We start from the raw sequence: 23,024 nt of genomic DNA, 5'->3' as shown, positions 1-23,024 counted from the left end.
TCACGTACTACAGTTTCGAGGCGTATCGACGAACAGGGACGTACTATATGAGAAACGCTGCAGTTGGCTTTGGAATTATTACCCTCGGTGTGTTCATCGAAGGAGTACTGTTCGAGTTCGGGGGGCTCGATCTCGCTTTCGTCCATATCATCGAATCGGTCGCCATCGGTCTCGGATTCGTGGTTCTTCTTATCTCGCTTCGCCGGTAGCCCAAGCCGCGTCTACACTCCTCGAATGGTCAAAACTGGCTCATCCGAGTTCCGGAGAACCCGTTCGGTCACACTTCCGATGAGCCGTCGTGAAATGCCGGACCGTCCGTGTGTTCCCATCACGATGAGGTCGATTCCGTGTTGATCGCAGTACTCCTCTATTGCCTGATGAGGAACGCCGTGGGTGATCTCAGCAGCGACTGAAACACCGTCGGCAGCTGCCCGGGATTGGACATCTTCTACGACAGTATCCCCGTTTTGCTCCAGTAATTGCTGCAGTTCGTCCCATGTCCATCCTGGACGAGACGCGTAGGCACCTCTATCGACAACGTAGAGGGCATGAAGTGTCGCATCGTATGTTCGAGCCAGTTCAAGAGCATGAGTGACGGCCTCCCGTGCGGGTTTACTCCCGTCTGTTGGAGCGAGGATATGCTCGAAGCCCCCCCGCAGTTCGGATTCCGACGTCGCCGCCACCGTCTTCGATTTGACGCTGAGGACAGGAATGTCGGTAGTGCGGACGATTCGGGTCGTTACACTTCCGAGCAGGAAGCGGTCGAGACCAGTATGTCCCCGGGTTCCCATACACACGAGGTCGATCTCATTATCGGTGATGTAGGACGCAATCTCGTGCGCTGGGATACCACGACGAACCTCAGTTGCCGCATCGAGGCCGTGTTCTGCGGCTCGAGTTGCGATCTGCTGGGTGGCGGCATCACCAGCGTCATACCACGTGTCTGGGAGCGTCTCCAGGTCGATTTCCAGCGCGGTCAGTTCCAGCTTCCGTTCGATCGGTGAACTGTCAACGACGTGGAGAGTGTGGACGGTTGCGTCGTATCGGCGAGCGAGGTCAAGTCCGTACTGGATTGCGGGCTCGACGTTATCGCTGCCATCGGTTGGAATGAGGATGTCAGTGTACATGATTGGATGTGTGCGTTGATTTTGCTACGGACTCTCGTCCGTCGGTTTGGGCGACTTATGGGCTGTCGACTCGATGCGGTCCTTGAAGAAGACGAGTTCCTTGTTCGTGTGATCGTAGAGTTTCGCCTTCCCATTGAGAGCGGTCGTGAACACCCATTTCAGCGCCCGTCCCCGTCGATTGTTCGGGAAGTCCATCCAGACGGCGTGTGACATCCGAGTCCCGTCTGCAGTCTCTTCGAGTCGGATGGTCCCTCCTTCGGGAATCCGAACGGTGACGAGTCCGCGAAGGAGCGGATAGTACGCCGTCCCCGCCCAGACCGCCACGTTGGGATGGTCGATATACTGGAATCGGCCATGCAGGTCGGCGTACATCCCGGCGACCTCTTCGGCCTGGTGGAACGTTGCGCCCTCCCGGGGACGGTTATCGGGCGTGTCGTATTCGAGCCCATGGTGTTCCTCGGGGTTCGACGCCGTCCAATGGACTGGGTCGGTTACGTACTCCCAGATCTCTTCGGGCGATGCGTCGATGACGATTTCGGCTTTGTCGGTGACGTACATTGGTGTCTCCGGCGCCTCCTACCGCGCGAAGACGTTGTACAGCCACGCGAAGGCGTACACGAGGACGAAGCTGATCACTGCTGCCTCGACCATGCCCGCTACAGTCCCGACGACGGTCGGTTCGAAGAACAGGTGCCACTGCTGCATCGCTTCGACTGCGCCCTCGTAGACGCCGATCGCTCCGAACACACCGAGCAGGAGCATCGCGACGGCAGAGACGACTGCTGCTGCGCCCGCCAGTGCCAACCGATCGAGCTGCATCACGTTGGTCGTGGAATCCATTTCGGACGCGTCTTGGTTTGTGGTAGTAGTGCTCATGACTAGAGATACGCTCTACTCCTTCAATCGGGTTTCTCTTACAATTCGAAAGGGGACGATCCCTTGGTAACACGGAGCAAGAATATCGTGTGGGAAACAGCTGTACAACCCCCTTATCTGTGTGGCCGGTCCGTCGGAAGACCACGGAGCAACCACCGACTGGAATCAGTGACACGCAAAAATTGATGAGCACGAACGCCGTCCTCGAACGGTTGACCACATCTAATAGCAGGAGTTACCTTTGAATGCAAGATTTACTCCGCCCACTGCCCCGGTTTCTTAAGAACAAATAACAAAACAGATGGCTGCGATAGTCTAGATATGCAAGCCGCCCTCGTCGACGGAATTCTCGAGTCGTTGCGGATCGGCGTCGGTTTTCTCTGGACGGCAGCGTGGGCGATCATCATGGGGCTCGTCATCACGAGTCTCGTTCAGGTTTACGTCTCGAAAGAGCGGATGGCCAACGTACTCGGGGAGGGGAATCTGAGTGGCCTCACGAAAGCAACCGTATTCGGCGCAGCAAGTAGTGGGTGTAGCTTCGGCGCGGTCGCCATTGGGAAGGGGCTGTTCAAGAAGGGAGCGCACACGGTGAACTTCTTCGCGTTCATGTTCGCCTCGACGAACCTCATCGTCGAGCTCGGGCTGATGATCCTGATCCTCCTCGGCTGGGAATTTCTGGTTGCAGAACTCCTTGGCGGCGTCATTCTCATCGCCGTGATGGCGGTCCTCGTCCATCTAACGCTCCCCGAGAACCTCTTCGAGCAAGTACGGGAGGAACTGAATCAACGCGACCACGACCAGGGGATCACTGAGGACCCGACCTGCGGGATGGAAGGCAAAGACGAGTACTCGCTGGTGACTGACGGGGGCGAGACGCTGAAGTTCTGTTCAGAAGGTTGCATGGAAACCTACCAGCAGGAAGCCGCAAGTAGCGGCGGGTGGCGCGACGAACTTCTCTCGTGGGGCGGGTGGTACAAAGTCGGGAATCAGTATCGCAAGGAGTGGTCGATGATCTGGACGGACATCATCGCGGGCTTTCTCATTTCGGGGTTCGTCATCGTCTTCGTTCCGCAGTGGGTCTGGAACACGCTCTTCCTCCAGGGCGATGGATTGTTGGTAAGCGCAGAGAACGCCATCATGGGTGTAGCGATCGCCGTCCTCAGCTTCGTCGGGAGCATGGGCAACGTCCCGTTCGCCGTCGCGCTTTGGGGCGGTGGGGTCAGCTTCGCCGGCGTCATCGCGTTCGTCTACGCCGACCTCATCACCATCCCCGTCCTGAACGTCTACCGGAAGTACTACGGCTGGAAGGTGATGCTGTACATCCTCGGTATCTTCTTCGTGACGATGGCGTTCACAGGCTTTCTCATGGAGGAATTGTTCAGCGCTCTCGGTATCGTCCCGAATCTCGCTGGCGGGGAGACAGCCTCCGAACAGACGTACTTCAAACTTAACTACACGTTTTACCTCAACATCGTCGCGTTCGCACTCTCTGGCTTTCTCCTCTACGTCTACCGTCGTGGTCTCGGTGCACCCGGCCAGTACCGCGACCCCGTCTGTGGGATGCGAACCGACGATAGCGGACCGAGTCTCACCCACGACGGCGAGACGTACTACTTCTGTTCGGATCAGTGCAAGCGATCGTTCGAGAAGCGCCCCTCCGAATTTGCACAGCACCACCCACACGTCTCAGAGACGGGGTCTTCCCAGAGCCATGAACATCACTGACCGCTATGTCTCGATCCCAAGTATCGCGGCTAGGCAGGCCCGGGTATTGCGTTGGCCAATCAAAACAGGTACAGCATGGTCTCGCAAACTCTTATGTATGAGCAGGTATCTCGGCGGATCGAGGTGGGGAACATGAATCGGCGGCGAGCCGATACAGTAGTCGGTGGCTTGGTCGCTGTCGTCCTCATCGTCGGTGGTGTGCTCAGCTGGCAAGCATATCAGCAACAGCAGGCCTTCGACCAGATGGGATCGATGATGGGCACGTCGATGGGGTCCGTTCACGGAACGAATCCGATCTGGTATGTCCTCGGAACCCTCCTCGTCTCGGCTGTCATCGGTGTGGGATATCTCGTGATTCGGGATGAGGTCACCAGCAGAGACGTAACCGATCGCCCACAGAATGAAATGGCGAATCCAACCGATCCGGAGGGTGACGAATCGCCAGAGGGAACCACCCAACCAGACGGGGCTATCAATCCAGAGTCTCAGCCACAGGCTCGTGTGTTAGACCTCTTGCCGGATGATGAACGCCGTATCCTCGAACCAGTCATCTCCTCGCCCGGCATCACACAGATCGAACTCAGGGATCGCTCGGACTTTTCGAAGAGCAAGGTGAGCCAGACGGTGAGCGCTCTCGAGAAACGCGGCCTGTTGTACCGCGAGCGCCAAGGGCGGACGTATCGTATCTATCCGAGTGACGACCTACAGGAGAAGCAAATGAACTAGCGGGCCATTTCCGCCGATTCAGAACCATTCATCGGGGTCGTAGATGCTGAAATTGAACCGAGCGATGGTCGTATGACCGTCCTTCAGCGCGAGGCCTATACTCGCCGACCACGAAAACAAGGGAAATGACTTCCACAGGATTCTCCCGCCGCAGGCTTCTCCAGTTGACGGGCGCATCTACTCTCGGAGCGCTCGCGGGCTGTGCCGGTCAGCTACCGGGCACCGGCGATGACGGTGGGCGTGAGGTAACGCCACGCTCGACAGTCACGTCCGAGCCAGATAGCTCCGTCAGCCTCACCGCGGGGTCCGGGACGATTCGGCCAGCCCCCGAGACTTCGACGACTAACTGGATGTACGAGGGTCAATTTCCGGGACCAGAATTACGCGTTCAGGAGGGTGACGTACTCAGTGTCGAGTTGACCAACGACCTTCAAGAAGAGACGACGATTCACTGGCACGGGGTTCCCGTTCCGAACCCGGTCGACGGCGTGCCAAACGTGACGCAAGACCCGATCGCTTCCGGTGAGACGTTCACGTACACGTTTCGTGCCGAACCCGCTGGCACGTACTTCTATCACAGCCACGTCGGACTCCAACTCGACCGGGGATTGCTGGGGCCACTGATCGTCGAAGAACGTGAGCCACACGTCGAGTACGACCGCGAGTACGTCGTCGTCGTCGACGATTACCTCCCCGGAGAGCCGGAACTTCCTTCGGATGGGGGAATGGGCGGCGGTGGCGGGATGATGGGAGACGTTCGGCCGCCGTACGATGGGCTCCTGATCAACGGTCGACTCCCAGAGAATCCCCAGACGTTCGACGTAACAGAAGGCGAGCGGGTGCGCCTCCGGTTCGTGAACGCCGGCAGCGCGACAGTCTTCGGTGTCCAAATCGCAGGCCACGAAATGACGGTAACCCACGCCGATGGGCGACCTGTCGAACCTGTCAACGTGGACTCGTTCGCCTTCGGAGCCGGTGAGCGCTACGACGTCGTGATTGAGGCGACGAACCCGGGCACGTGGGCCGTTCAAGCGAATGCACTCGATGGAAACGAACCACCAGCTAGAGCAGTCGTCGAGTACGAGTCAGCTAGCGGAGGAAGCCCACAGAGCCCGTCGTCGGCCAGTAACCGGCTGCAGTACGGGGACTTGCAGGCGATCTCCTCGCTCGACGGGGTGAGTGGGGAGCCGGATAGAACGTTCGATCTGACGCTCTCACGCGGCAGGGGCCAGTCATACACGTGGACGATAGATGGGCAGGCCTACCCGGACGCCGACCCGCTCCAGGTCCGGCCCGACGAACACGTCCGAATTCGGATGACCAATCAGAGCCCAGTCATTCACCCGATGCACCTTCACGGCCACTTCTTCCAAGTCGGCGACGCAATCAAAGACACAGTCATGGTCCCCGGGCATAGAGGGCAGGTGACGATCGACTTCCACGCCGACAACCCCGGCCGGTGGTTGTTCCACTGTCACAACCTGTATCATCTCGATGCGGGGATGGCGCGTGTCGTGAGATACGTCGAGTGACTCGGTTGAAGCCCCGGTTTCGGATCATTCAGGCTGCCGTTCGTGTGGTCGTGGCCCTGTCCCGTGAGAAGAGTCGAGTGCTAATCCAGCGAATTCGAGCCAGATGAACGAACCTATTCCTGAAAAACGTTTAGAGCGCCCTATACACGTTTTCGAACGTTCTCCTATTCGGATTCACACCCACGTCGATAACTCCCGAGCAGTCCTACGAGTAACCGAGGAGAAAGACAATGACCAACTTCACACTCGGCCGCTGGCTGCTCGTGGCCCTCGCGATCGTGGGACTCGCGTTCGCCGCCCCCGTGGTCAGCGCACACGGCGACGAAACGGCCGCTGACGACGCGCCCACGGACAATACCACCGCAGATGAATGGGCCACTTGGATGGAGGCACAGATGACCGAACACATGGGTCCCGGTGCTGTCGAGTGGATGGAGTCGCACATGGGTGTGACCGTCGACGAGATGGCCAAGGACATGGCTGACGAGGAATACCACGACGGGGCTAACGACGACTACAACGGCGGGATGTACGGGCAGGGCCACTGCTGACGGCCCTGACCGTTTCGATCGCTTCAACCGAATACCACGATCCACCAACTCAAGATAATGACGCAACTCACCACTCACATCGGACGCACTGCTCGTCGACTCGCGATCCTCGCCGTCCCGTTGCTGGTCGCGGCGACTGGAACGGCTGCCGCTATGGGCGGAGGCTACGGCGGCGGCATGATGGGCGGCGGCTGGGGCGGTATGGGCGGACTGGGACTGTTCGGCGGTGGAATGTTCCTCTGGCCGCTCCTCCTGGTCGGACTCGTCCTGCTCCTCGTGTACGGGACTACCCGCGAAGAACAGACCTCAAAGACGAATACACCACTCGCCGAACTCCGCGAACGCTACGCGCGTGGTGAACTCTCGGACGAGGAGTTCGAGACCCGACGGAGCTCGCTCACACAGTGAGTATTGACTCCCTCCACGTATCCTCCCATGTCCTCCACTCGCATTCGTATCGTCGGCGTGCATCCTCCGGGAAGAGAGGAACACGAGAGAGTATGCTTAAACGAGGGAGTGATTTGCTGGGTCAGCAAATGGACTCGGCTGATTATGTATCCAGCAATCGTCCATAGTATTGTAAAGAAAAGGAATGGACACACAAAAAATAGAATGAGAGATTGAGCGAACCCGACGACACGATCTCTCTGAACCCGTCAGGAATGACTCGAGCGATCTGAACAGAACCCAACGTGCGTCGACCCCAGTCACGTACTGACTCGAAACGCGCCCACAACAAAACCAACCACCACAATGAACAACTCGCAACATAACACCCGGAACGGTTCACGAGAACAACGCAGACAGGCTGCCGAGCGCCGACGACTCCGTGCATTCACCGCCTCAGAAGCGTCTGGCGGCGCTGGATTAACCGAAGAGGAAACAAAGAGGCTCATCGCGAGCTTGGAAACCAAAAACACCCAATAGACCGATGACGTACACCATCACCACAACGATCGATGCACCGTTCGACGATGTCGTAACCGCAGTCACGACCGCACTCCAGGACGAAGGCTTCGGCATCCTCTGTGACATCAACGTCAAAACAACCCTGAAGGAAAAACTCGATGTCGACGTAGACCAATACCGAATTCTCGGGGCGTGTAACCCTCCGCTCGCCCACGAGGGGCTCGTCGAAGAGCCAGAACTGGGGGCTCTGCTCCCGTGTAACGTCATCGTCTACGAGACAGATGGCGGTGACGTCGTCGTGAGCGCCGTCGACCCCCAGCAACTGGTCGGCATCACGGAGAACCCTGATCTCGACGAGATCGCGGTCGACGTGCACGAACGATTCGAGCGCGTCATCACAACGGTCTCAGACGAGTTGGGAACGGTTCCAGAGGAGGAGTAACGATGTCTTCGTCGAATCAACTCGACACCACGACCATCGTGCTTCTGATCCTCGGGGCGATCATCGTCCTCCCCTTGCTCACGATGGGGATGGGATTCGGTGGCATGATGGGCTACGGCGGGATGATGGGCTACGGTGGTACCACCAGCGGATGGTGGCCGTTCGTCGGGATGCTCGTCCCGCTCATCTTCCTCCTCATCCTCCTCGGCGGTGGCTACCTCGTCTTCCGACGTACGAACGAAGGCCAGACGTCTCGAAATCCCGCGATGGAGGAACTCCGTACGGCGTACGCTCGCGGCGACCTCACCGACGAAGAGTTCGAATCCCGCCGCGACAAACTCGAACGGTCGGAGTAGACCAACGAGCACGCACCAAGGTGCGTATTCCCACGCCTGCGTGATCGAATGCGTGATGCTACTCCCGATCACCACTGTGTGAGCGCGCCTTCGAATCAAAGAGATGGAGGTCTCTCAGCTTACGATTCTAAATAGTAATGTGGTTAAGTCCCAATACCGTAGTATACTATGTGATCGAAGTCATCCTCTTCACCCAAGAGACATGCGGAGCATGCGCAACACAACGGGGGAAAAACGACGGCCTCGAGGACAAGTATCCGGACGTGGAATTCCGGGAGGTCGACATTCAGAAAGATCTGGAAACGGCCGAGGAATACGGCGTCCGCAAGACGCCGACGACACTCGTCTACGCGAACGGTGAACAGACCGCCGAGTTCATCGGCATCGTCGACCGGAACGACCTCGAGTCAGCCATCGAGAGCGCGACCGAGCAATCGTCTGGATTCGCCCAACGTCTCGTCGATGTCGTGCGAAAATGACGACCACCAGACCAATTCAAACCACATGACGAACTATAATCGACGTCAGTTCTTGGGAGTGCTCGGTGCCGGCGCAGTCGCCAGCGCAGGCCTCTCTCAGCCAGTGAGCGCACAGGAGACGCCCGTCGTGAAGATGGGCAACAACTACTTCGACCCGATCGGACTCCACGTCGAACCCGGCACGACCGTCCGCTTCGAGATAGCAGCCGGTGCACACTCGGCAACGGCCTATCCGGACCGCGTTCCCGCGGACGGGACGGCCTTCGATAGCGGCACAATCTCGCAGGGGAGCTTCGAGCACACCTTCGAGGCGCCCGGCACGTACGACTACTACTGCATCCCGCACAAGTCGGTCGGCATGGTCGGTCGAATCGTCGTCGGCAGTCCGGGCGGCCCAGCCGAAGACAGCCCGATTCCGGACGGCGAGGTCCCCGATAGCGAGACGATCGTCCAGAACGGCGCCGTTGCCGTCGGCTCGGACGTCGACGGCAGCGGGAGTACCGATGGCGGTATGATGGGGCCCGGCGGAGGGGGAATGATGGGTGGCTCGAGGGGCGGGTGGGGCGGCGTCCCGTTCGTCGGCGGGGCACTCGGAATGCTGGGGCTGGTCGGCGGACTCCTCTACTGGGCAACGGGTCGAGGGGATACACCTCCAGAAAGTGACGATTCCGCGATGGAAACCCTCCAACGTCGTTACGCACGAGGCGAAATCGACGAAGAAGAGTTCCAGAAGCGTCGTGAACGGTTGGAGACTGGGAGAGAAGACGCATCTCGGTAAGGCGCGGTGTCGTCGGCCATCTCTACACGCCTGAGGTCCCTCGCTCAGGAGTCCTTCGAAGACCTGTTCCTATGCCGAGGCAGTCCTCTACGGAAAGTAAGCCGCACTCATCGGTGCCCAGAGAACGAGGGACGCAACAGCAACCAGAGTCCGACGATCCGTTTGCCCTATCAGACGAACGTAGGGAAACCCGGGTCACATTGAAGAGCGATGCCGGACGATATTAGTGGGCGGGAGAATCGACCTCCTACCCACAGATGAACCGGCATAGGCCACTCAGACACCGCCTCAAGACTACGAGATAGACTGGCAGACCGCATGACACAATGAGACAGAAAAGAGCGACACGAACCATCCTCAGCATCGCAATCGCGACCACGGTCGCCTTGACGCTCTCTGCAGGTCTGGTTGGAGCAGTACCGGAAGGTGACCATGACAGCAACAGCGGAGACACACAAGAGGTCAAGGTGTGTCACGTCCCCGCGGGAAATCCGAGTAACGCACAACTGGTTACGGTCTCCGAACAAAGTTGGGAGAACGGCCACTCGAAACACGGAAACGACATCCGCATGGACCAGCATCCCCCGCATCATCCCGACCACCAACACAACGCAGAGACGATGTGTGAACACCACGGTGAGCACATCGCATAGGTACCGACGATAACCACCTAAATGCCGAATCCCATCTCGGGATTCGACATCTGGTGGCCATGTTTCTTACGTCGTTCGAGTTCCTCGGTAGTACACCCACACGGCGAGGAGTCCGACGACGAGGAGGTAGCCGAATCCCCAGCCGAGCGATACAGCAGTGTCCAGGTCCGTTGTGAGCCCGGTATCGACCATGACGCGGACCGGGTGGTAGCCCGGGAAGAGTTTCATCCACCACTCGGGCTCAGACTGGACGAACAGCGGGTCCTGAAAGAGTCCAATATCGATCATCGGGAGGATCAACATGATCCACAGGCCTGCCAAGCGATCGAAGACGGCGCCGACGAGCATCCCGATCAGTCCGTAGGTCACCGAGAGGACAAGCATCGCGGCGACAAACCACCAGAGCTGCTCCGGCCAGAAGTCGACGAGCATCACGCCGACGGAGACGCCGACAACGAGGAGTGTGATGACGACGAGGACGCCGAACCGTGCGGCGATAACCTCGCGGGCGCGATAGCCGACAACCGCGAGGCGGCCGTCCGTATCTCTCGCCTCGCGCATCAGGAACAGGCCGGCCAAGCCAGCGATAAACGAGCTCGTGATCGGTGTCATGATCACGCCATGGACCTCGGGCATCCCTCGCATCACGGTCGTCGTCTCGCCGTCGACGAGCGTCCGGACCGGCATTTGGACGTCCTGGGTGACCGCAAAGGCGAGCGTGATGAACGACACTGGGAGAATCACCAGGAGCGCCACGAGGACGTAGTTACGGGCGTGTTCCCGGAGCCCGATACCGAACGCCGTGGCCGTTCGATTCACGCTGACCACCCCCCAGACGTGCGCATCGTCGCACCGAATACGGCAGTCACGAGGACGAGCAACACGAGAACGTATCCGCCAACGAAGGCGAGGTCGCCCGCCGCGAACGTGCCGTCGAAGACGGCCGACTGGAGAAGTTCTTTCGGATGATACAGCGGGAAGTACTGGACGAAGTCGGGGACATCCGCGGCGAGCGGGCTGTCGCCACTGAGGAACGCGTCCATCATCGCGAGGAACACGACGACGAGCGACCCCTCGAACAGCCGCGGAAGCACTGCGCCGACGAGCGCACCGAGGAAGGCGTAGACGACGCCCGCGAGCGCGAGGAACGCGAACACGAGCAGCGGTGCCTCGGGTTCGACGGTCAGCCAGAGGACCCCGAAGTTCACCCCTGCGACGACAATCGTGACACCCGCGAGAGTCGCCAGCCGCGTCGCAAGTAACGTCCTCGGCGAGTACCCGGTCTGGACGAGCCGTCGGTCGGCCTCCCGGGCACTGATCATCTGGACTAGCCCCATCAGCCCGGCGATGATGGCGACGCCGAAGATCGCGCCGAGGACGCGCCCGAGATCGAGCGGAATCGCCTCGACGGTCGGCATCGACGGTAGCCCCGCCATCGCCTGTCCCCACCCCTCGATGACCACGAGCGGCAGCACCAGCGCGAGGACCACGTTCAGGGGCGTCCTGAGGAACGTCCTAACGTTTGATCGAACGCCCACGGCGAACCTATTCATCGTCTCCCTTCCGGTCGCTCCTGAGTTCGCTCACGGTCTCTTCGTCGGTCACGTCGTGGACCAGACCATCCCGCACCTCGAAGACGCGGTCGAGACGGCTTCGTTCCTCGATGAGGTGAGAGATCATGACGACAGCAGTGCCATCGTCTGCGAGGTCCTGAGCCATGTCCCAAAACCGCAGGTAGGTCTCCCAGTCGAACCCGGTGTAGGGTTCGTCGAGCATGAGAACGTCCGGGTCGTGCATCAACGCGATGCTGAGGTTGACCTTCTGTCGGTTCCCGCCGCTGAGCTGGTCAACTCGGTAATCGAGGTACCGTTCGAAGTCGAGTTCGTCCGCCAGTCGCCGTTTCGCCGCGTCGATCTCCTCGCGACTCATCCCGTACCCCGCGCCGAACAGTCGGAACGTTTCTGAGACGGTCAACCGATCGTAGAGCAGGGGCTCCTGCGGACACCAGCCGACGGTCCCAGTCCGTTCAACCGTGCCCACATCGTGATCAAGGACGCCGACGAGGATCTTCATTAGCGTCGACTTCCCCGACCCATTCTCGCCGACGATGCCGACGATCTCGCCGGCACGGACCTCGATATCCGCACCGGTGAGAACGGGCGTCGACCGTCCCAACGGGAGTCGTGACCCGTAGGTTTTCTCGAGGGCGTTGCCTCGAACGAGCGTCTTACTCTCACCGACCGTCTCCGTGGGTGCCGTGGTCGTTTCCATACGTAGAAAGACGTTCTACTCATTCAATCGAATTGTTGTTAGGAATCGAAAGTTGACCCCGTCGAAGAACCCGGAGATTGGGTTGTATTTCGAAGAGAGCAATGGATAGCCAACGATTTGGCATTCATTTTGTCTCCAAACAGGGATAGACTTGGGCGGTAGCCGTCATGAAAATCAGATATCTATCAGGCGCCGAGCATAGCGTTGATGGGGTTTGCGAGTCAACGTTCGAGTATCCATGGTTCAGTGCTACATCTGTGACTCGGAATGCGCTAGCGACGACGAGGTGTTCGTCTGCGAGCACTGCGGAATCTCCTGCCACCGGCACTGTATGGCGGAATACGACACCGATGTCTGCCCGAAGTGTGTCGGCGAGCCGATGATCGGAGCGGTCGAATTCTAGTCGCTCCGTCTCACGCCTCCGCCGCGGACAGCCCGGAAGCAACGTATATGGATGGTCGGCTGACGAAATGCGTTTTTAGCTCGTGCCCGTAGCGCAGGTATGTCTACAACCGTCGAACTTCCCGACGTCGACGAGGCCTGTGCGTACTGCGGATCGCGTATCTTCGACCACGACCCGATCTGTGTGCGCGACTGTACCGACGACTGCGGGTCGGCGACCTACTTCTGCAACTACGCGTGTCTCTCGACCTACGTGGACGAAAACAACTTGACGGCTGGCGACGCCTGCGAGTGGTCGCCTGACGACCCCCACTGCTGCTGAGTGCGCTCACCCCAAGCAAGACACGGAGCAACGTATTGGCCGCCACCCCGCCCAGGAACTACCAATGGAGCAGTTCTGGTCGTCCAACTTTATGAATGCAGCCGGCGAAGTCAGTAGTGGTTACCCATGTCGACAGAGCGCACGTCCGACGGGCTGCTCCGAATCGTCCTAATCGTCCTCGCAGTGGTCGTCCTGTTTCCGATGTTAATGATGGTTTTCGCCGCTCCAATGATGGGGATGATGGGCTGGTGGTGGGGCGGCGGCACGGCCGGCGGCCTCTCGCCACTGTGGGGCGTCGGGATGATGCTCGTCTGGCTTGTCGTCCTCGTCGGCATCGGCTACCTCCTCTATCGCGGCCTCGTCGGTGGGGTCGGGTCGTCGCTAACCACTGATAGGGCACTCGAAGAGCTCCGAGTGGCGTACGCACGCGGCGATCTCTCCGACGAGGAGTTCGAGGAACGGCGTGCGAAACTCACCCGCGAGGAGTCGCAGTAGTCTGCAATCATGTCCCCGACAGTACAGCGACGCGAGTTTCTCACTGCGCTCGGAGCCGGCATCGCAGGTCTAGCGGGCTGCGTCGGCAATCTCCCGGGAAGCAGCGGTGGGGTCGATCGAACGATCTACGTCGGCGCGTATCACTGGGGCTTCATCATCGTCGACGAGTCCGGCGAGGAACAGGACCGCATCAGACTGCAACGGAACGATGTTCTCCGTGTCGTATCGTTCAACACGCTCGCGAGTCAGGCCGTCCAATCCCTCCCAGCGTCGATTCGAGACGTCCTTCCCGACCACGAGGCCCTCGAAGAACGAAATGCGGAACGCATCCCGGTCCCGGCCGACGGCGACTTCCACGAGCTACTCGAAGAAGCGAATGAGCAGTACCCAGACCACAGTCTCGCGATCACGCCCTCTGGACAGGTTCACATGGGCGGCGGAATGATGATGCACCCGGTTGCACTTCCGCAAAATGCCACCAGACCCATCATTCGACAGTTAGGGGCGACGCAACGAGGCGATTACACGCTGAGTTGCCTGACCTACTGTGGCTATGGACACCCGTACATGGAAATCGACGGTGGCATCGTCGTCACATAGGGATCCGTCCTAAATGTCACTGGGGGAACTGGCCGGGAAACAGCGTGGGGATCGAACTAGCTGGAGAGCTGTTGGGCTTGCTCGATCCACGACGACACTCGTGAGCCACTGATACCCAGTCGCTCAGCGAGCGCGGCCGGATCCGCGGCTGCGAGTCGACTCACCGTAGAAATCCCGGCGTCATGAAGACGCTCCTCGTACGCTGGTCCGACGCCGTCGAGCTTCTGCAACGACTGTTCCTGGTCGGCTCCCTCTGGAACATCGCTCCCGCCGGGTGTATCTGTTCCTTTGGTCGATGTCACCGACCGCTCTCGAAACCACGTCGCCACGCGGGGCCACAGCTCCGCGTGGGCCTTGCCCGAGACGGCCATCCCGACGTGACCGGTTGGAAACTCGTAAATGTCGGTGTCTTCGCTTGGGATAGTGTCCATGAATGGTTTACTCGCGTCCGGCGGGATGAGGTGGTCGAACGAGCCGATGATCTGTAAGACCGGCATCGTGAGATTTTCGATGTCGACGGGGTCGCCATCCAGCACGAGTTCGTTCCGGTAGAGGGCGTTTTCCTGGTAGATATCTTCGATGAACTGGCGGTAGGCCTCGCCCGCGACATCGACCCCGTCTCGCACCCAGCGTTCCATCCTGCCGAAGTTCTCGACAGCTGTCTTATCATCGAGGTTGTCGAACAGCATCGTGTATTTCCCGAGGTAGTTATCGACGGGGTTCATCTGGGCAAAGCCAGCCCCGAGAAACTCCGCCGGGACGTTCCCATAGGTCTCGGTAATCTCTGCGGGGTCGAAGTACTCCTCGCTCCCCCACTGCTCGAGGATACCACCTGTGTTGTCGAAACACAGCCCCGTGGCCATGAGGCCAAGATTGCTAACCTTCTCCGGATGGAGAGCCGCGTACATCGTGCTCAGCGTGCCGCCCATGCAGTAGCCGAGGATGTTGAGGGCGTCATTCGTAGTTCGTTCACGGACGACGTCGACGCAATTGTCGATGTATCGATTCACGTAGTCGCCCAGGGTCAGCGACGCGTCAAGTCGGGACGGTTCGCCCCAGTCGATGAGATAGACGTCGAAGCCGTCCTCAAGAAACCGTCGGACGACGCTCTTGTCGGGCTGGAGATCGAGGATGTAGGGACGATTGATCAACGCATAGACGACGAGGAGGGGCGTGTTGTGCAGGTCGTCTGTGAGTGACTCATAGTGGAGGAGATTGAGTTTGTTCTCGGAATAGATGACCTCACTCGAAGTCTGCCCGACCTCAACGGAGGCGAGATCTTCGAGCCGATTCGGAAGAAGGCGCATCTTCTCGGCGGTTTCCATTCCCTGGGTAAGCAATCTGCGGTGAGTCTTCAATGGGGCTGTGAACGGATTCATAGTCTTAACCTGGCTGTACGAACGAGTCACTCCGGGAGAGGGTCAATCAACACCGTCGCCGTCCCGTCCAGGACGATTTCGTCAGCGTCGTTTTCGATGCGCGTCGTGAGCCGATACCGGTCGCCTTCGAGGTCATCGACGATCTTGCATTGAGCCGTCAGTGACTCGCCGATGTCGACCGGGCGTCGGAACTCGAGATTCTGCGAGATGTAGATCGTGAGGCCAGGGAAACACGCGAGGGCGGCGCTGATGAGTCCGGAGACGAGTGTCCCGTGGACGATCCGGTGGCCAAACCGCGTCTTCTCAGCGAACGCGTCGTTGAGGTGGAGGGCGTTCGTGTCGCTGGTCGCTTCGGCGAATTTTCGGACGTCGTCGTCCGTGATCTCCTTCGAGAAGCGAACGCTGTCGCCCTCCTGGAGCGACGTGGGATCTTCGATTTCGATATCGAACTCGCCTTTTGCCCGGCCATATGGCAAGCGAGGGAGAATGGCTCCACTCGCCTCGACGAGATGTGGATGGGGCGTCTCGACGTACTTCTCGGGAGCGCTATCGAACAACGCTTGGCAGTCGTTCGAGCAGAAGTGGAATGACTCGCCTTCGTACTCAGTAGTCGCTTCGGCAGATTCGGGTGGGATTTCCATCCCACAGACGGGATCGACTGGCATGGGTACACTGAATTGATGGCTCGTTCACGAACTGGGTCGGCGTCGGAATCGTTCAGACGGTCTGCTAGAGAATAACGTAGTCACGCACTATCAACGTACGTGTCGCTCGTAGCACCAACCGAGAACAATTGTAGAAGGCGTTCACGTCCCGATGTGGTCAACCTCGTCGAGAGCTTCAGTGGCCACGTCTCCAAGTTCTCCTGCTTCGATATGGGAATAGCGCTCGCGGACCATCTCCTCTGAGTTGTCGAGATATCGGGCTGCGACAGTATAGCCGAACGCCCTGACGAGGACCTCTCCCATGCCTCGTCGACCGCCGTGAGGAGCGAGATAGTCGTGTTTCGGGTGGTCAATGTCGACCTTCCCCTCCTCGGAGAGCCGTTGGAGAATCGACCGCGCACCATCGGTCGTGATCGAGGGAGGTCGAATGTCTTCCTCAAGTGTCAGTAAAAGGTCGCGAGCGAACTCATCACGCCGTTCTTCGATGACGTCCGGTTGTAGCCCTCGGTCAGCGAGCTCCTCCCGTACGTGCGTCGCGAGTGTCCGCTGGTCGAACGTCGGGAACACCGGCCATCGATCCGCTGGCGGATCCATCAGTTTCCGGTAGCTCCGTAACGGCGAGATAACCGGGTCGGGGAGGCTCGCGGCGTCCCACTGCTGTTTCTTCCGGTAGACGTCCATACTCCCGTCGTCGAGGGAGAGGTCCTCCCAGCGGACGCCGCGCCGGCGCGGGTCGTTTGGATCCCGGAGCAGTTCCCCGACCCGAACGGCGGTGTACGCGAGGACGAACACCAGCGCCCGGTCACGAGCCGTCTTCAGCGCCGCGTAGCGCGCTCGCTGCTTGTCGAGGGGGTCAGTAGCCTCCGGGAGTGTCGTGTAGGCCTCGATAGCGTTGCGAGCCTGCTCGTCGACGTGACGAGTGAGTGCGTGGCGCTGTTCGGAGGTCCAGGCCTGCTGGTCGCCGGGCTTACGGCCGTCGTCCTCCGGCAGCGGCGCCATCGCACTCGCCCGCTGCGCGTAATGCGCCTCGAGATATCCCTCGTTGACACACCACCCGCACCACGCAGAGATATAGCGGTAATATGTTTGTACCGTGTTCTGCTTGAGTCCCCGATCTCCACCGAGATGCCGGGCGTACTCCCGGAACACGCGTTCGTCGAGGTCGTCGAAAATCGGCTCCCGGTCGACATCGTCGAGGACGATCCCGGTCCAGTCGTCGTCACCGCGGTCGCCAGCGGCCCACTCGGCAAACCGCTCGAGCTCGCGTGCAGCGTTTCGTCGATAGTTCCCGCCGTCGCCACCGCGGCCTTTCCCCTTGTCTTGCAGGTAGCGCTTGAAGGAACTCGTGAGTGACTGATCGGCGCGTTCTCGGGGTGTCATGGTTCCTCGTTCGCGTACTGGTAGGTCGGACGGACGTCCTCAAGGAGCTCTTCGACGATCTCCCAGAGGATCAGCGATGGGGTCTCGTGGTCGAACGTGATTCCCCAGCGATCCTCCGCATCGCCGGCTGAATACTGGAAATGCGTTCGTCCGAGATCGGGATGGTCCTCGTCCTGGTGCCACCCCGCGTGAAATCCCGTGTTCGGGTCGGTGTAGTTGATACGGAACCAATCATGTGGCTCCTGTCGGTACCACTTGATGGACAGTTCCGGCGACTCAGGCCCTGTCGAAGGGTCGAGACGGGCTGGATCAAACCGTGCCCGCAGCTGTTTGGCCTCGATATCATCAGGAACGAACTCGACTGTCGTGATCTGTGGCACACGGTCGAGGACGTCCCGCTTTAGCTGGGCGTAGAAGTTTGCGTTCGGGTCACCACCGGGATGCGGGACCGACATCCGTCAGCTACTGGCCTCGGCAGGCTCTGTTGTCGGAGCGAGGAAGTCCCATTCTCGGATGGCGAACCCAACGATCTGGATACGCCGCTGAAGATGCTCCCACTCACGGGCAATCTCACGGCGACTATCTTCCTCCTCAGCGTCAAGGGACTCGTCAGCGAGCGTCCCGCGAAGCTGGTTCGGTGACTCAACGCCGAATTCGTCCTCCCAGTCGCGAATCTGCGTCTTCATATCGGCGAGACGGTCCGTGAGCTCCTCGACAGTGTGGCCGCTGTCTCGAAGACGCATCGCCTCCTGCATCGCTTGGCGGCGATAATCAGGGTAATACGTCGTGTGAGTACCGCTTTCGTCACGATGGAGGATGCCATCGTCGACGAGCCGTTCGAGGACGCGTTTGGTCGGCTCATGTGACCAGCCCGCTTCGGAAGCGATCCAGTTGGCTGTCCGCGGCTCCGACAGCTGCCGAGCAACCATCCGCACGCGGTCTTCACCCGTGGTCTGGCGCTCCATCAGACCCTCGGAGTTCGATTCATCTTCGGTCATACAACATCGTTCGGGCTTTGTCTTAATATAGGTTGAGGCCATTAGTTCTATATCGAATCGACTTCTTCGCCATCGCCCCGATCTCAGCTGTGGGTAGCCAGAGTAAACACGGAGCCCGGTCTTGGCGGCTCTACCCTGGGGGAAGCGCCGTTCTGAGCCGGTTGCAGCATTCGTGCTTCACCGACGGCGTCGGGGTACTTCAAAGTGGTCGTGATTATTGGCGTAATCAGGACCACCGGTGATAGAAGTCTCATAACCATTTTTCCTATGATAGAAGGGTTCTATCCCCCGAAATTCGGATTTGTCCAACGGTATGAATCATATGCCGCTATACCAAAGCCGCGACCGGTGAAGTTGAGACTACAGCGGGTTTAGCGGGCCTGTGATGCGTGCTTTCAGTCGAATCGACGAGCTGAAACTGGTTGGGTCGCTCTCCCAACGGGCGTTCTTGTTATGCTGGTAACTAATTCGGAGTGTTTCCGAGACTTCGGGTAGTGTAGCCACTCAGACGCTGGGCTAACGCGGGTGGCGCACCCTCACTATCCGATCCCTGTCTCCTTCTTCAGCAGCGTCAGTGTGTTATCGGCCGTCACGACCGGCGCGTGCTCATACTCGCCGGTCACTTCGACCTGTACGAGTAGGTCCACTGCTCGCCAAATCGAGTACAGCAAGCAGGCGAACGCGAAATAGAAGAATCGCAACCCGAAATCCTTCGACGTTGTCGCGGCCATGAACCGCTTGATCGACCTGTAGCCGCTCTCGATCTCCCACCGATACCCGTATTCAGTGAGGTGACCACTCCCGCAATTCGTCATGAACACCGAGTACTGCCGATGACCGTCGTGCTCGGAATCCTCTTCCCGACGGTAGATTAGCGTCGTCTCGTGCCACTCATTCTTGCCGAGGTGGAGCTTCCGGTCGGTCTCGTATCGGTCCTGGTCGCGATGGAGCAATCGCTTCGCCTGCGCTTTCTCGCTGGTCTGCATCCGTTTCGGTACTACGTAGGAGAGCCCGCGCTGGCTGAGCATCTCCAGGACGTGCTGGCTGTCGAACTCCCGGTCCATCAGCACGTTATCGACGTGTACCAGCTCCTCGGCTGAATTCAAGAGATCCTTGACGATTTCTAAGCGGGACTCACCCTTCCGAACTGGCCGTGCGTCCAGCACAATCGGAACGGCATTCCCTACTAACTGGACGGTGGCCCACTGATAAGCGTACTCGTCGGTCTTCTCCTTCGTCCCGATAATTTCGTCTTTGTGGCCCGTTCTATCACCGGTGAAGGGGTCAGCTTCGGTGATATCGATGGCGATGATTCCGGCTCGGAAGAACTCCTCTGTCTCCGCGACTTCGCTCAGGAGCCTGTTGACGGCCTGTCGGTACATCTCGCGAACCTGTTCGATCGAGAGATCGCGAATCTGCTCGCGATGGGCGTGACCTAGCGGAGTCCGCTCCCGAGTCGACTCGTAGGTGAAGCTACGAGCGCCCTCGTTCGCAGCCAGTCTCTCGCGGAGTCCGAGATACGTCTGCAAGCCCCAGTACGCGTTCTCGTGTATCTCACAGCCCTCACCTCGATCCAGCGAGAATGCCGGGAAGACAACGCGACTGACGTGCTCCGTAATCGTTGCCGCTTCGTCGAGGACACTGTGATCGGTTTGGTCTGATTCGTCCGCTTCGTCACCATGAGATGGAAGGTTTCGGTCTGGTTCGCGCGGAACAGCGACACCCGCGTTCTGGGCTTTGATGAGGATGGTCCGTGCAGCTGTCTCGACTGTACCGCGAAACTCGGCAGTGAACCGGTTGTGCCAGCTTCGCCACAGCGTCGATTGATTCGGCACTGTCTCCAGCCCCAACTGCTCGCAGAGCTCTGGACGCCGATCCAGATACTCGACGAGGGCTGTCTCATGATCCCAGCCGTGGCACTCTTTCAGGACGAACACGCGGAAGAGCGTCTCCGTCTCGTAGCGAGTCGGGCCCGCGTAGCGGTCGTGCGCGTCGAAGTTGAAATACGCCAGTGGAAGTGAGCAGATGAAGTTCTCGACCGACTCGTGGCGGTCGTGCCTGAACCAGGTCTGCGAGACTGTCCGGATATCGGACTCCAGCCCGTCCAGCGAGCTTCGGTCGTACAATGGCGTCGAACTGTATGCTGGCCAGTCCGTGTAGGTTCGCTGAGCGATCTGTCGGAAAACGGTTCGACGAGCGTTACAACTCGTAGTCATTCATGCCGGTAGTTGAGAGGTTCCCAAGGAATCGTCTTGATGACTGTCGCCGAAACGTCGAATACTGGGACGCGACGAGGCACGGACTGTAATTCAGTTAATCAAAAACCGAAGATAGATGAAATTCGTCGGGATATATGCCAGTTCCACGACTTGCTCTAACCAGTGTTTGGACAGATTAAGAACAAGATTACAAGCCTTCGAGGAGGTTCTACGGACGGAGGGCACACAGCGACCACACCACAGACTGGCTCCATTGGTAAGAACGGAACCTCACCTGAGCAGCAGACATCCTCGCGTCTGTTCCGGTGTCCCTCCTGTGAAGCCGTATATATCGCTCACGCAAAGGAAACATGCGGAACCTGTAACACCGAGGTCACGCAGGTCCGGTCAACACTCCGCGACCAGCCGCATCGATAGACCCGGTCGAATATCGCCGTCGTCCTGCGCGTTGCACAGTTTGGTGCGTAACTCTGGAGTGGCGGCTTCCGTTTCGTCAGTGTCACCCACTTCCTCAAAAACGACAGTGGGATGAAAACGTGCAGGGGTTATCCGCGTTCGGAACCAAGTGGATGTATGACACAGGTGGGCAAGACGTCTTCATTCGACGAAATGCTGGCGGCAGTAGCCGACACTCACCGACGCACACTCTTGCTCGCGCTGTTAGAGGAGAATCCCCAAGATGAGTTACCAGTCGGCAATGACGACTCTGCCGACGACGCGGTCGAGCAACTCGTCCAGATGAGACACGTTCACCTCCCGAAACTTGTCGAATACGGTTTTATCAACTGGGATGAGGAGGCAAACGAAGTCACAAAAGGGCCAAACTTCGAGGAGATCAGACCCTTACTCGAACTGCTCCGTGACCATGAAAACGAACTCCCTGATGACTGGTTGTAGCGTCACTCACACCGGACTTCAGTAACGCTGGACCAAGCGATACAGCGACCACCTGTACTGCCTGCTGTTAGCGTTCGTCCGAGTTCGCACGGACAATCACATCGCCACGACTGTGTACAGTCACCTGCCAGTCAGCAAAGTTGAATGAGACCGTGACGGTCTCCACATCCGAGGATGCGGAGCCAGTCGGCCGAAGAAGGATATCCAATGCATCCGGGTCAAGCGATTCGTACAGTGGCTCGAGAGTCGTCGGCGCGCGATTGACAGCGATCGCGGCTGTTTCGATGACCGCCGTCGAAGGGGCTGTCGACGACCACTCGTACTGGGCGCGAACAGGTTCAGTTGTCACATCCTGTTCATCAGCAGATGAACGCTCAGACTCGTCAGTCATACGCTTCACCTCTTTCGTACGCTGAGAAGTAAGTCATTACTCTGATTGGTCCCCGGTGGTATCGGTGTTCTCCAACCGCCACGTGAAGATCGCTTTCAGCACGACGACGAGACTGTTCGTCTGTCCTGCGCCCCAGATTGCGGTTTCCGACCGCGGATCGGTGGGCGCTGCATCCTCGCCGTTGACGAGCACGCTCACGAGCGTCTGTGTTCCGTCGACCATCATAAGGCGCCCTGCCGGCGTGTCCGACCAGACCCACAGGGAGTCGAACAGCTCTGCCTCCGGAATCTCGTCTTGGATTCGCTCTTGGACGCCGTCGGAAACGCCGCCGAGGCTGATCCTTACGCCTCGTTCTGCTGCAGCACCTAACGCGTCGAGGATATCCTCAGTGAGCACGTCCTCGACAGTCATGTAGACGATCTCGTCGTCTGCTTCGCTGATGAAATCCAGCACGCGATCGGTGACCGCCCCCTGACTGTCGACCGTCCAAACCCCGCGTTGTTCCTCGCTGCGCTGGACCGGTTCGAGTTCATCCAGCGCCATCGTCAGGACCGACGTCCGGTGGTCCATCTCCTGCTCGAACTTCCGACCAGTAGTTTCGGCCGAAATCGCCCAGAACTCCTTGGGTGAGGACTGCTGAACGTCGACGAGCCCTCGACCGTGTAACTCGTCTATCGCGTCGTAGACGCGGGTCCGGGGGACATCCGAGACCTGGCTCACGTCTTTTGCGGTCCCCGTCCCGAGCGTCACGAGCGCGACGAACGTTCGTGCGGCGTAAGCACTCAGCCCGAACTGTTCGAGTTGCTCAATAGCTGCAGCACGGGGATCATCGACGGGGTCGGTATCCATGG

At 59.2% G+C, this 23,024-nt stretch carries 28 protein-coding genes; 14 read left to right on the top strand and 14 right to left on the bottom strand.

Annotated elements, in window-relative coordinates; translation table 11 throughout:
- Nucleotides 1-209, top strand: a 209-nt coding sequence (locus C5B91_RS19295) for a hypothetical protein (RefSeq protein WP_119712896.1), incomplete at its 5' end; no start/stop codon positions are given.
- Nucleotides 210-221: 12 nt separating this feature from the next.
- On the opposite strand, the gene C5B91_RS19290 is transcribed toward C5B91_RS19295, so the two are convergent.
- From C5B91_RS19290 to C5B91_RS19280, 3 genes are read right to left on the bottom strand one after another with little or no spacing between them, the layout of a single operon-like run.
- On the bottom strand, nucleotides 222-1,127 hold the full coding sequence (locus tag C5B91_RS19290; protein ID WP_080508315.1) for a universal stress protein: 906 nt from the start codon (nucleotides 1,125-1,127) through the stop codon (nucleotides 222-224).
- A gap of 24 nt (nucleotides 1,128-1,151) precedes the next feature.
- On the bottom strand, nucleotides 1,152-1,685 hold the full coding sequence (locus tag C5B91_RS19285) for an SRPBCC family protein (RefSeq protein WP_058365367.1): 534 nt from the start codon (nucleotides 1,683-1,685) through the stop codon (nucleotides 1,152-1,154).
- An 18-nt stretch (nucleotides 1,686-1,703) separates the two neighbouring features.
- On the bottom strand, nucleotides 1,704-1,967 hold the full coding sequence (locus C5B91_RS19280) for a hypothetical protein (RefSeq protein WP_233547748.1): 264 nt from the start codon (nucleotides 1,965-1,967) through the stop codon (nucleotides 1,704-1,706).
- A gap of 357 nt (nucleotides 1,968-2,324) precedes the next feature.
- Here C5B91_RS19280 and C5B91_RS19275 point away from each other — a divergent pair, with 357 nt between their 5' ends.
- From C5B91_RS19275 to C5B91_RS19235, 9 genes are all read left to right on the top strand, one after another.
- On the top strand, nucleotides 2,325-3,728 hold the full coding sequence (locus C5B91_RS19275) for a permease (protein WP_058365368.1): 1,404 nt from the start codon (nucleotides 2,325-2,327) through the stop codon (nucleotides 3,726-3,728).
- 132 nt (nucleotides 3,729-3,860) lie between these two features.
- Complete coding sequence (locus C5B91_RS19270; RefSeq protein WP_058365371.1) at nucleotides 3,861-4,454, top strand: MarR family transcriptional regulator; 594 nt, start codon at nucleotides 3,861-3,863, stop codon at nucleotides 4,452-4,454.
- A 125-nt stretch (nucleotides 4,455-4,579) separates the two neighbouring features.
- Entirely contained in the window at nucleotides 4,580-5,986 is a 1,407-nt protein-coding gene (locus C5B91_RS19265; protein ID WP_058365369.1) for a multicopper oxidase family protein, read from the top strand.
- Nucleotides 5,987-6,216: 230 nt separating this feature from the next.
- The gene (locus tag C5B91_RS19260; RefSeq protein ID WP_119712883.1) at nucleotides 6,217-6,537 is read left to right on the top strand and encodes a hypothetical protein; all 321 of its coding nucleotides are present in this window, start codon (nucleotides 6,217-6,219) and stop codon (nucleotides 6,535-6,537) included.
- Nucleotides 6,538-6,594: 57 nt separating this feature from the next.
- On the top strand, nucleotides 6,595-6,945 hold the full coding sequence (locus tag C5B91_RS19255) for an SHOCT domain-containing protein (RefSeq protein WP_119712882.1): 351 nt from the start codon (nucleotides 6,595-6,597) through the stop codon (nucleotides 6,943-6,945).
- Between the two features lie 523 nt (nucleotides 6,946-7,468).
- Nucleotides 7,469-7,888, top strand: coding sequence for a DUF302 domain-containing protein (locus tag C5B91_RS19250; RefSeq protein ID WP_119712881.1), 420 nt, complete (start codon nucleotides 7,469-7,471; stop codon nucleotides 7,886-7,888).
- 2 nt (nucleotides 7,889-7,890) lie between these two features.
- Nucleotides 7,891-8,244: an SHOCT domain-containing protein gene (locus C5B91_RS19245; protein WP_119712880.1), complete on the top strand. Its 354-nt coding sequence runs from the start codon at nucleotides 7,891-7,893 to the stop codon at nucleotides 8,242-8,244.
- A gap of 170 nt (nucleotides 8,245-8,414) precedes the next feature.
- Nucleotides 8,415-8,723: a thioredoxin family protein gene (locus C5B91_RS19240; RefSeq protein ID WP_119712879.1), complete on the top strand. Its 309-nt coding sequence runs from the start codon at nucleotides 8,415-8,417 to the stop codon at nucleotides 8,721-8,723.
- Between the two features lie 58 nt (nucleotides 8,724-8,781).
- Entirely contained in the window at nucleotides 8,782-9,501 is a 720-nt protein-coding gene (locus C5B91_RS19235; RefSeq protein WP_233547753.1) for a plastocyanin/azurin family copper-binding protein, read from the top strand.
- A gap of 719 nt (nucleotides 9,502-10,220) precedes the next feature.
- Here C5B91_RS19235 and C5B91_RS19230 read toward each other — a convergent pair.
- The 3 genes from C5B91_RS19230 to C5B91_RS19220 are packed head-to-tail and all read right to left on the bottom strand — an operon-like array spanning nucleotide 10,221 to nucleotide 12,425.
- Nucleotides 10,221-10,973, bottom strand: coding sequence for an ABC transporter permease (locus C5B91_RS19230; RefSeq protein ID WP_119712895.1), 753 nt, complete (start codon nucleotides 10,971-10,973; stop codon nucleotides 10,221-10,223).
- On the bottom strand, nucleotides 10,970-11,644 hold the full coding sequence (locus C5B91_RS19225) for an ABC transporter permease (protein ID WP_233547736.1): 675 nt from the start codon (nucleotides 11,642-11,644) through the stop codon (nucleotides 10,970-10,972). Before C5B91_RS19225 ends, C5B91_RS19230 begins: the two co-directional genes overlap by 4 nt.
- Before the next feature lie 55 nt (nucleotides 11,645-11,699).
- Nucleotides 11,700-12,425 carry an ABC transporter ATP-binding protein gene (locus C5B91_RS19220; RefSeq protein ID WP_119712876.1) on the bottom strand — a complete coding sequence of 242 codons (726 nt, stop codon included), beginning with the start codon at nucleotides 12,423-12,425 and terminating at the stop codon, nucleotides 11,700-11,702.
- Between the two features lie 502 nt (nucleotides 12,426-12,927).
- On the opposite strand from C5B91_RS19220, the gene C5B91_RS19215 reads away from it, so the two are divergent.
- The 3 genes from C5B91_RS19215 (at nucleotide 12,928) to C5B91_RS19205 (ending at nucleotide 14,244) form a co-directional block, all read left to right on the top strand.
- Nucleotides 12,928-13,149 (top strand): hypothetical protein, encoded by a 222-nt coding sequence (locus tag C5B91_RS19215; RefSeq protein ID WP_119712875.1) that lies wholly within the window; start codon nucleotides 12,928-12,930, stop codon nucleotides 13,147-13,149.
- Nucleotides 13,150-13,275: 126 nt separating this feature from the next.
- Nucleotides 13,276-13,644 carry an SHOCT domain-containing protein gene (locus tag C5B91_RS19210; protein WP_119712874.1) on the top strand — a complete coding sequence of 123 codons (369 nt, stop codon included), beginning with the start codon at nucleotides 13,276-13,278 and terminating at the stop codon, nucleotides 13,642-13,644.
- Nucleotides 13,645-13,653: 9 nt separating this feature from the next.
- Nucleotides 13,654-14,244, top strand: coding sequence for a hypothetical protein (locus tag C5B91_RS19205; protein ID WP_119712873.1), 591 nt, complete (start codon nucleotides 13,654-13,656; stop codon nucleotides 14,242-14,244).
- Between the two features lie 56 nt (nucleotides 14,245-14,300).
- Here C5B91_RS19205 and phaC read toward each other — a convergent pair whose 3' ends face one another.
- The 6 genes from phaC to C5B91_RS19175 form a co-directional block, all read right to left on the bottom strand.
- Nucleotides 14,301-15,623 (bottom strand): class III poly(R)-hydroxyalkanoic acid synthase subunit PhaC, encoded by a 1,323-nt coding sequence (gene phaC, locus C5B91_RS19200; RefSeq protein ID WP_119712872.1) that lies wholly within the window; start codon nucleotides 15,621-15,623, stop codon nucleotides 14,301-14,303.
- A 26-nt stretch (nucleotides 15,624-15,649) separates the two neighbouring features.
- On the bottom strand, nucleotides 15,650-16,288 hold the full coding sequence (locus C5B91_RS19195; RefSeq protein WP_119712871.1) for a MaoC/PaaZ C-terminal domain-containing protein: 639 nt from the start codon (nucleotides 16,286-16,288) through the stop codon (nucleotides 15,650-15,652).
- A gap of 141 nt (nucleotides 16,289-16,429) precedes the next feature.
- Entirely contained in the window at nucleotides 16,430-17,668 is a 1,239-nt protein-coding gene (locus C5B91_RS19190; protein WP_119712870.1) for a phage integrase SAM-like domain-containing protein, read from the bottom strand.
- Nucleotides 17,665-18,123: a hypothetical protein gene (locus tag C5B91_RS19185; protein ID WP_119712869.1), complete on the bottom strand. Its 459-nt coding sequence runs from the start codon at nucleotides 18,121-18,123 to the stop codon at nucleotides 17,665-17,667. Before C5B91_RS19185 ends, C5B91_RS19190 begins: the two co-directional genes overlap by 4 nt.
- Nucleotides 18,124-18,126: 3 nt before the next feature.
- On the bottom strand, nucleotides 18,127-18,708 hold the full coding sequence (locus C5B91_RS19180) for a hypothetical protein (RefSeq protein ID WP_004048667.1): 582 nt from the start codon (nucleotides 18,706-18,708) through the stop codon (nucleotides 18,127-18,129).
- 497 nt (nucleotides 18,709-19,205) lie between these two features.
- Entirely contained in the window at nucleotides 19,206-20,882 is a 1,677-nt protein-coding gene (locus C5B91_RS19175; RefSeq protein WP_119712868.1) for a transposase, read from the bottom strand.
- Between the two features lie 576 nt (nucleotides 20,883-21,458).
- Here C5B91_RS19175 and C5B91_RS19170 point away from each other — a divergent pair.
- Complete coding sequence (locus tag C5B91_RS19170; protein WP_199708854.1) at nucleotides 21,459-21,782, top strand: hypothetical protein; 324 nt, start codon at nucleotides 21,459-21,461, stop codon at nucleotides 21,780-21,782.
- 67 nt (nucleotides 21,783-21,849) lie between these two features.
- Here C5B91_RS19170 and C5B91_RS19165 read toward each other — a convergent pair whose 3' ends face one another.
- Nucleotides 21,850-22,173 carry a HalOD1 output domain-containing protein gene (locus C5B91_RS19165; protein ID WP_119712867.1) on the bottom strand — a complete coding sequence of 108 codons (324 nt, stop codon included), beginning with the start codon at nucleotides 22,171-22,173 and terminating at the stop codon, nucleotides 21,850-21,852.
- 36 nt (nucleotides 22,174-22,209) lie between these two features.
- The gene (locus C5B91_RS19160) at nucleotides 22,210-23,022 is read right to left on the bottom strand and encodes a TrmB family transcriptional regulator (protein ID WP_119712866.1); all 813 of its coding nucleotides are present in this window, start codon (nucleotides 23,020-23,022) and stop codon (nucleotides 22,210-22,212) included.
- Between the last annotated feature and the right edge of the window lie 2 nt (nucleotides 23,023-23,024).

The sequence above is a fragment of the Haloferax sp. Atlit-10N genome, from assembly GCF_003586325.1.
GTDB classification, from domain to species: Archaea; Halobacteriota; Halobacteria; order Halobacteriales; family Haloferacaceae; genus Haloferax; species Haloferax prahovense.
The sequence above is the reverse complement of the archived record's forward strand: the minus strand, read 5'-3'. Positions and strand labels throughout refer to the sequence as shown.

Coding starts and splice junctions, on each gene's coding strand:
- C5B91_RS19290 (WP_080508315.1), bottom strand. CDS start 1,127: ATGTACACTGACATCCTCATTCCAACCGATGGCAGCGATAACGTCGAG.
- C5B91_RS19285 (WP_058365367.1), bottom strand. CDS start 1,685: ATGTACGTCACCGACAAAGCCGAAATCGTCATCGACGCATCGCCCGAA.
- C5B91_RS19280 (WP_233547748.1), bottom strand. CDS start 1,967: ATGGATTCCACGACCAACGTGATGCAGCTCGATCGGTTGGCACTGGCG.
- C5B91_RS19275 (WP_058365368.1), top strand. CDS start 2,325: ATGCAAGCCGCCCTCGTCGACGGAATTCTCGAGTCGTTGCGGATCGGC.
- C5B91_RS19270 (WP_058365371.1), top strand. CDS start 3,861: ATGAATCGGCGGCGAGCCGATACAGTAGTCGGTGGCTTGGTCGCTGTC.
- C5B91_RS19265 (WP_058365369.1), top strand. CDS start 4,580: ATGACTTCCACAGGATTCTCCCGCCGCAGGCTTCTCCAGTTGACGGGC.
- C5B91_RS19260 (WP_119712883.1), top strand. CDS start 6,217: ATGACCAACTTCACACTCGGCCGCTGGCTGCTCGTGGCCCTCGCGATC.
- C5B91_RS19255 (WP_119712882.1), top strand. CDS start 6,595: ATGACGCAACTCACCACTCACATCGGACGCACTGCTCGTCGACTCGCG.
- C5B91_RS19250 (WP_119712881.1), top strand. CDS start 7,469: ATGACGTACACCATCACCACAACGATCGATGCACCGTTCGACGATGTC.
- C5B91_RS19245 (WP_119712880.1), top strand. CDS start 7,891: ATGTCTTCGTCGAATCAACTCGACACCACGACCATCGTGCTTCTGATC.
- C5B91_RS19220 (WP_119712876.1), bottom strand. CDS start 12,425: ATGGAAACGACCACGGCACCCACGGAGACGGTCGGTGAGAGTAAGACG.
- C5B91_RS19215 (WP_119712875.1), top strand. CDS start 12,928: ATGTCTACAACCGTCGAACTTCCCGACGTCGACGAGGCCTGTGCGTAC.
- C5B91_RS19210 (WP_119712874.1), top strand. CDS start 13,276: ATGTCGACAGAGCGCACGTCCGACGGGCTGCTCCGAATCGTCCTAATC.
- C5B91_RS19205 (WP_119712873.1), top strand. CDS start 13,654: ATGTCCCCGACAGTACAGCGACGCGAGTTTCTCACTGCGCTCGGAGCC.
- phaC (WP_119712872.1), bottom strand. CDS start 15,623: ATGAATCCGTTCACAGCCCCATTGAAGACTCACCGCAGATTGCTTACC.
- C5B91_RS19195 (WP_119712871.1), bottom strand. CDS start 16,288: ATGCCAGTCGATCCCGTCTGTGGGATGGAAATCCCACCCGAATCTGCC.
- C5B91_RS19190 (WP_119712870.1), bottom strand. CDS start 17,668: ATGACACCCCGAGAACGCGCCGATCAGTCACTCACGAGTTCCTTCAAG.
- C5B91_RS19185 (WP_119712869.1), bottom strand. CDS start 18,123: ATGTCGGTCCCGCATCCCGGTGGTGACCCGAACGCAAACTTCTACGCC.
- C5B91_RS19180 (WP_004048667.1), bottom strand. CDS start 18,708: ATGGCCTCAACCTATATTAAGACAAAGCCCGAACGATGTTGTATGACC.
- C5B91_RS19175 (WP_119712868.1), bottom strand. CDS start 20,882: ATGACTACGAGTTGTAACGCTCGTCGAACCGTTTTCCGACAGATCGCT.
- C5B91_RS19170 (WP_199708854.1), top strand. CDS start 21,459: ATGACACAGGTGGGCAAGACGTCTTCATTCGACGAAATGCTGGCGGCA.
- C5B91_RS19165 (WP_119712867.1), bottom strand. CDS start 22,173: ATGACTGACGAGTCTGAGCGTTCATCTGCTGATGAACAGGATGTGACA.
- C5B91_RS19160 (WP_119712866.1), bottom strand. CDS start 23,022: ATGGATACCGACCCCGTCGATGATCCCCGTGCTGCAGCTATTGAGCAA.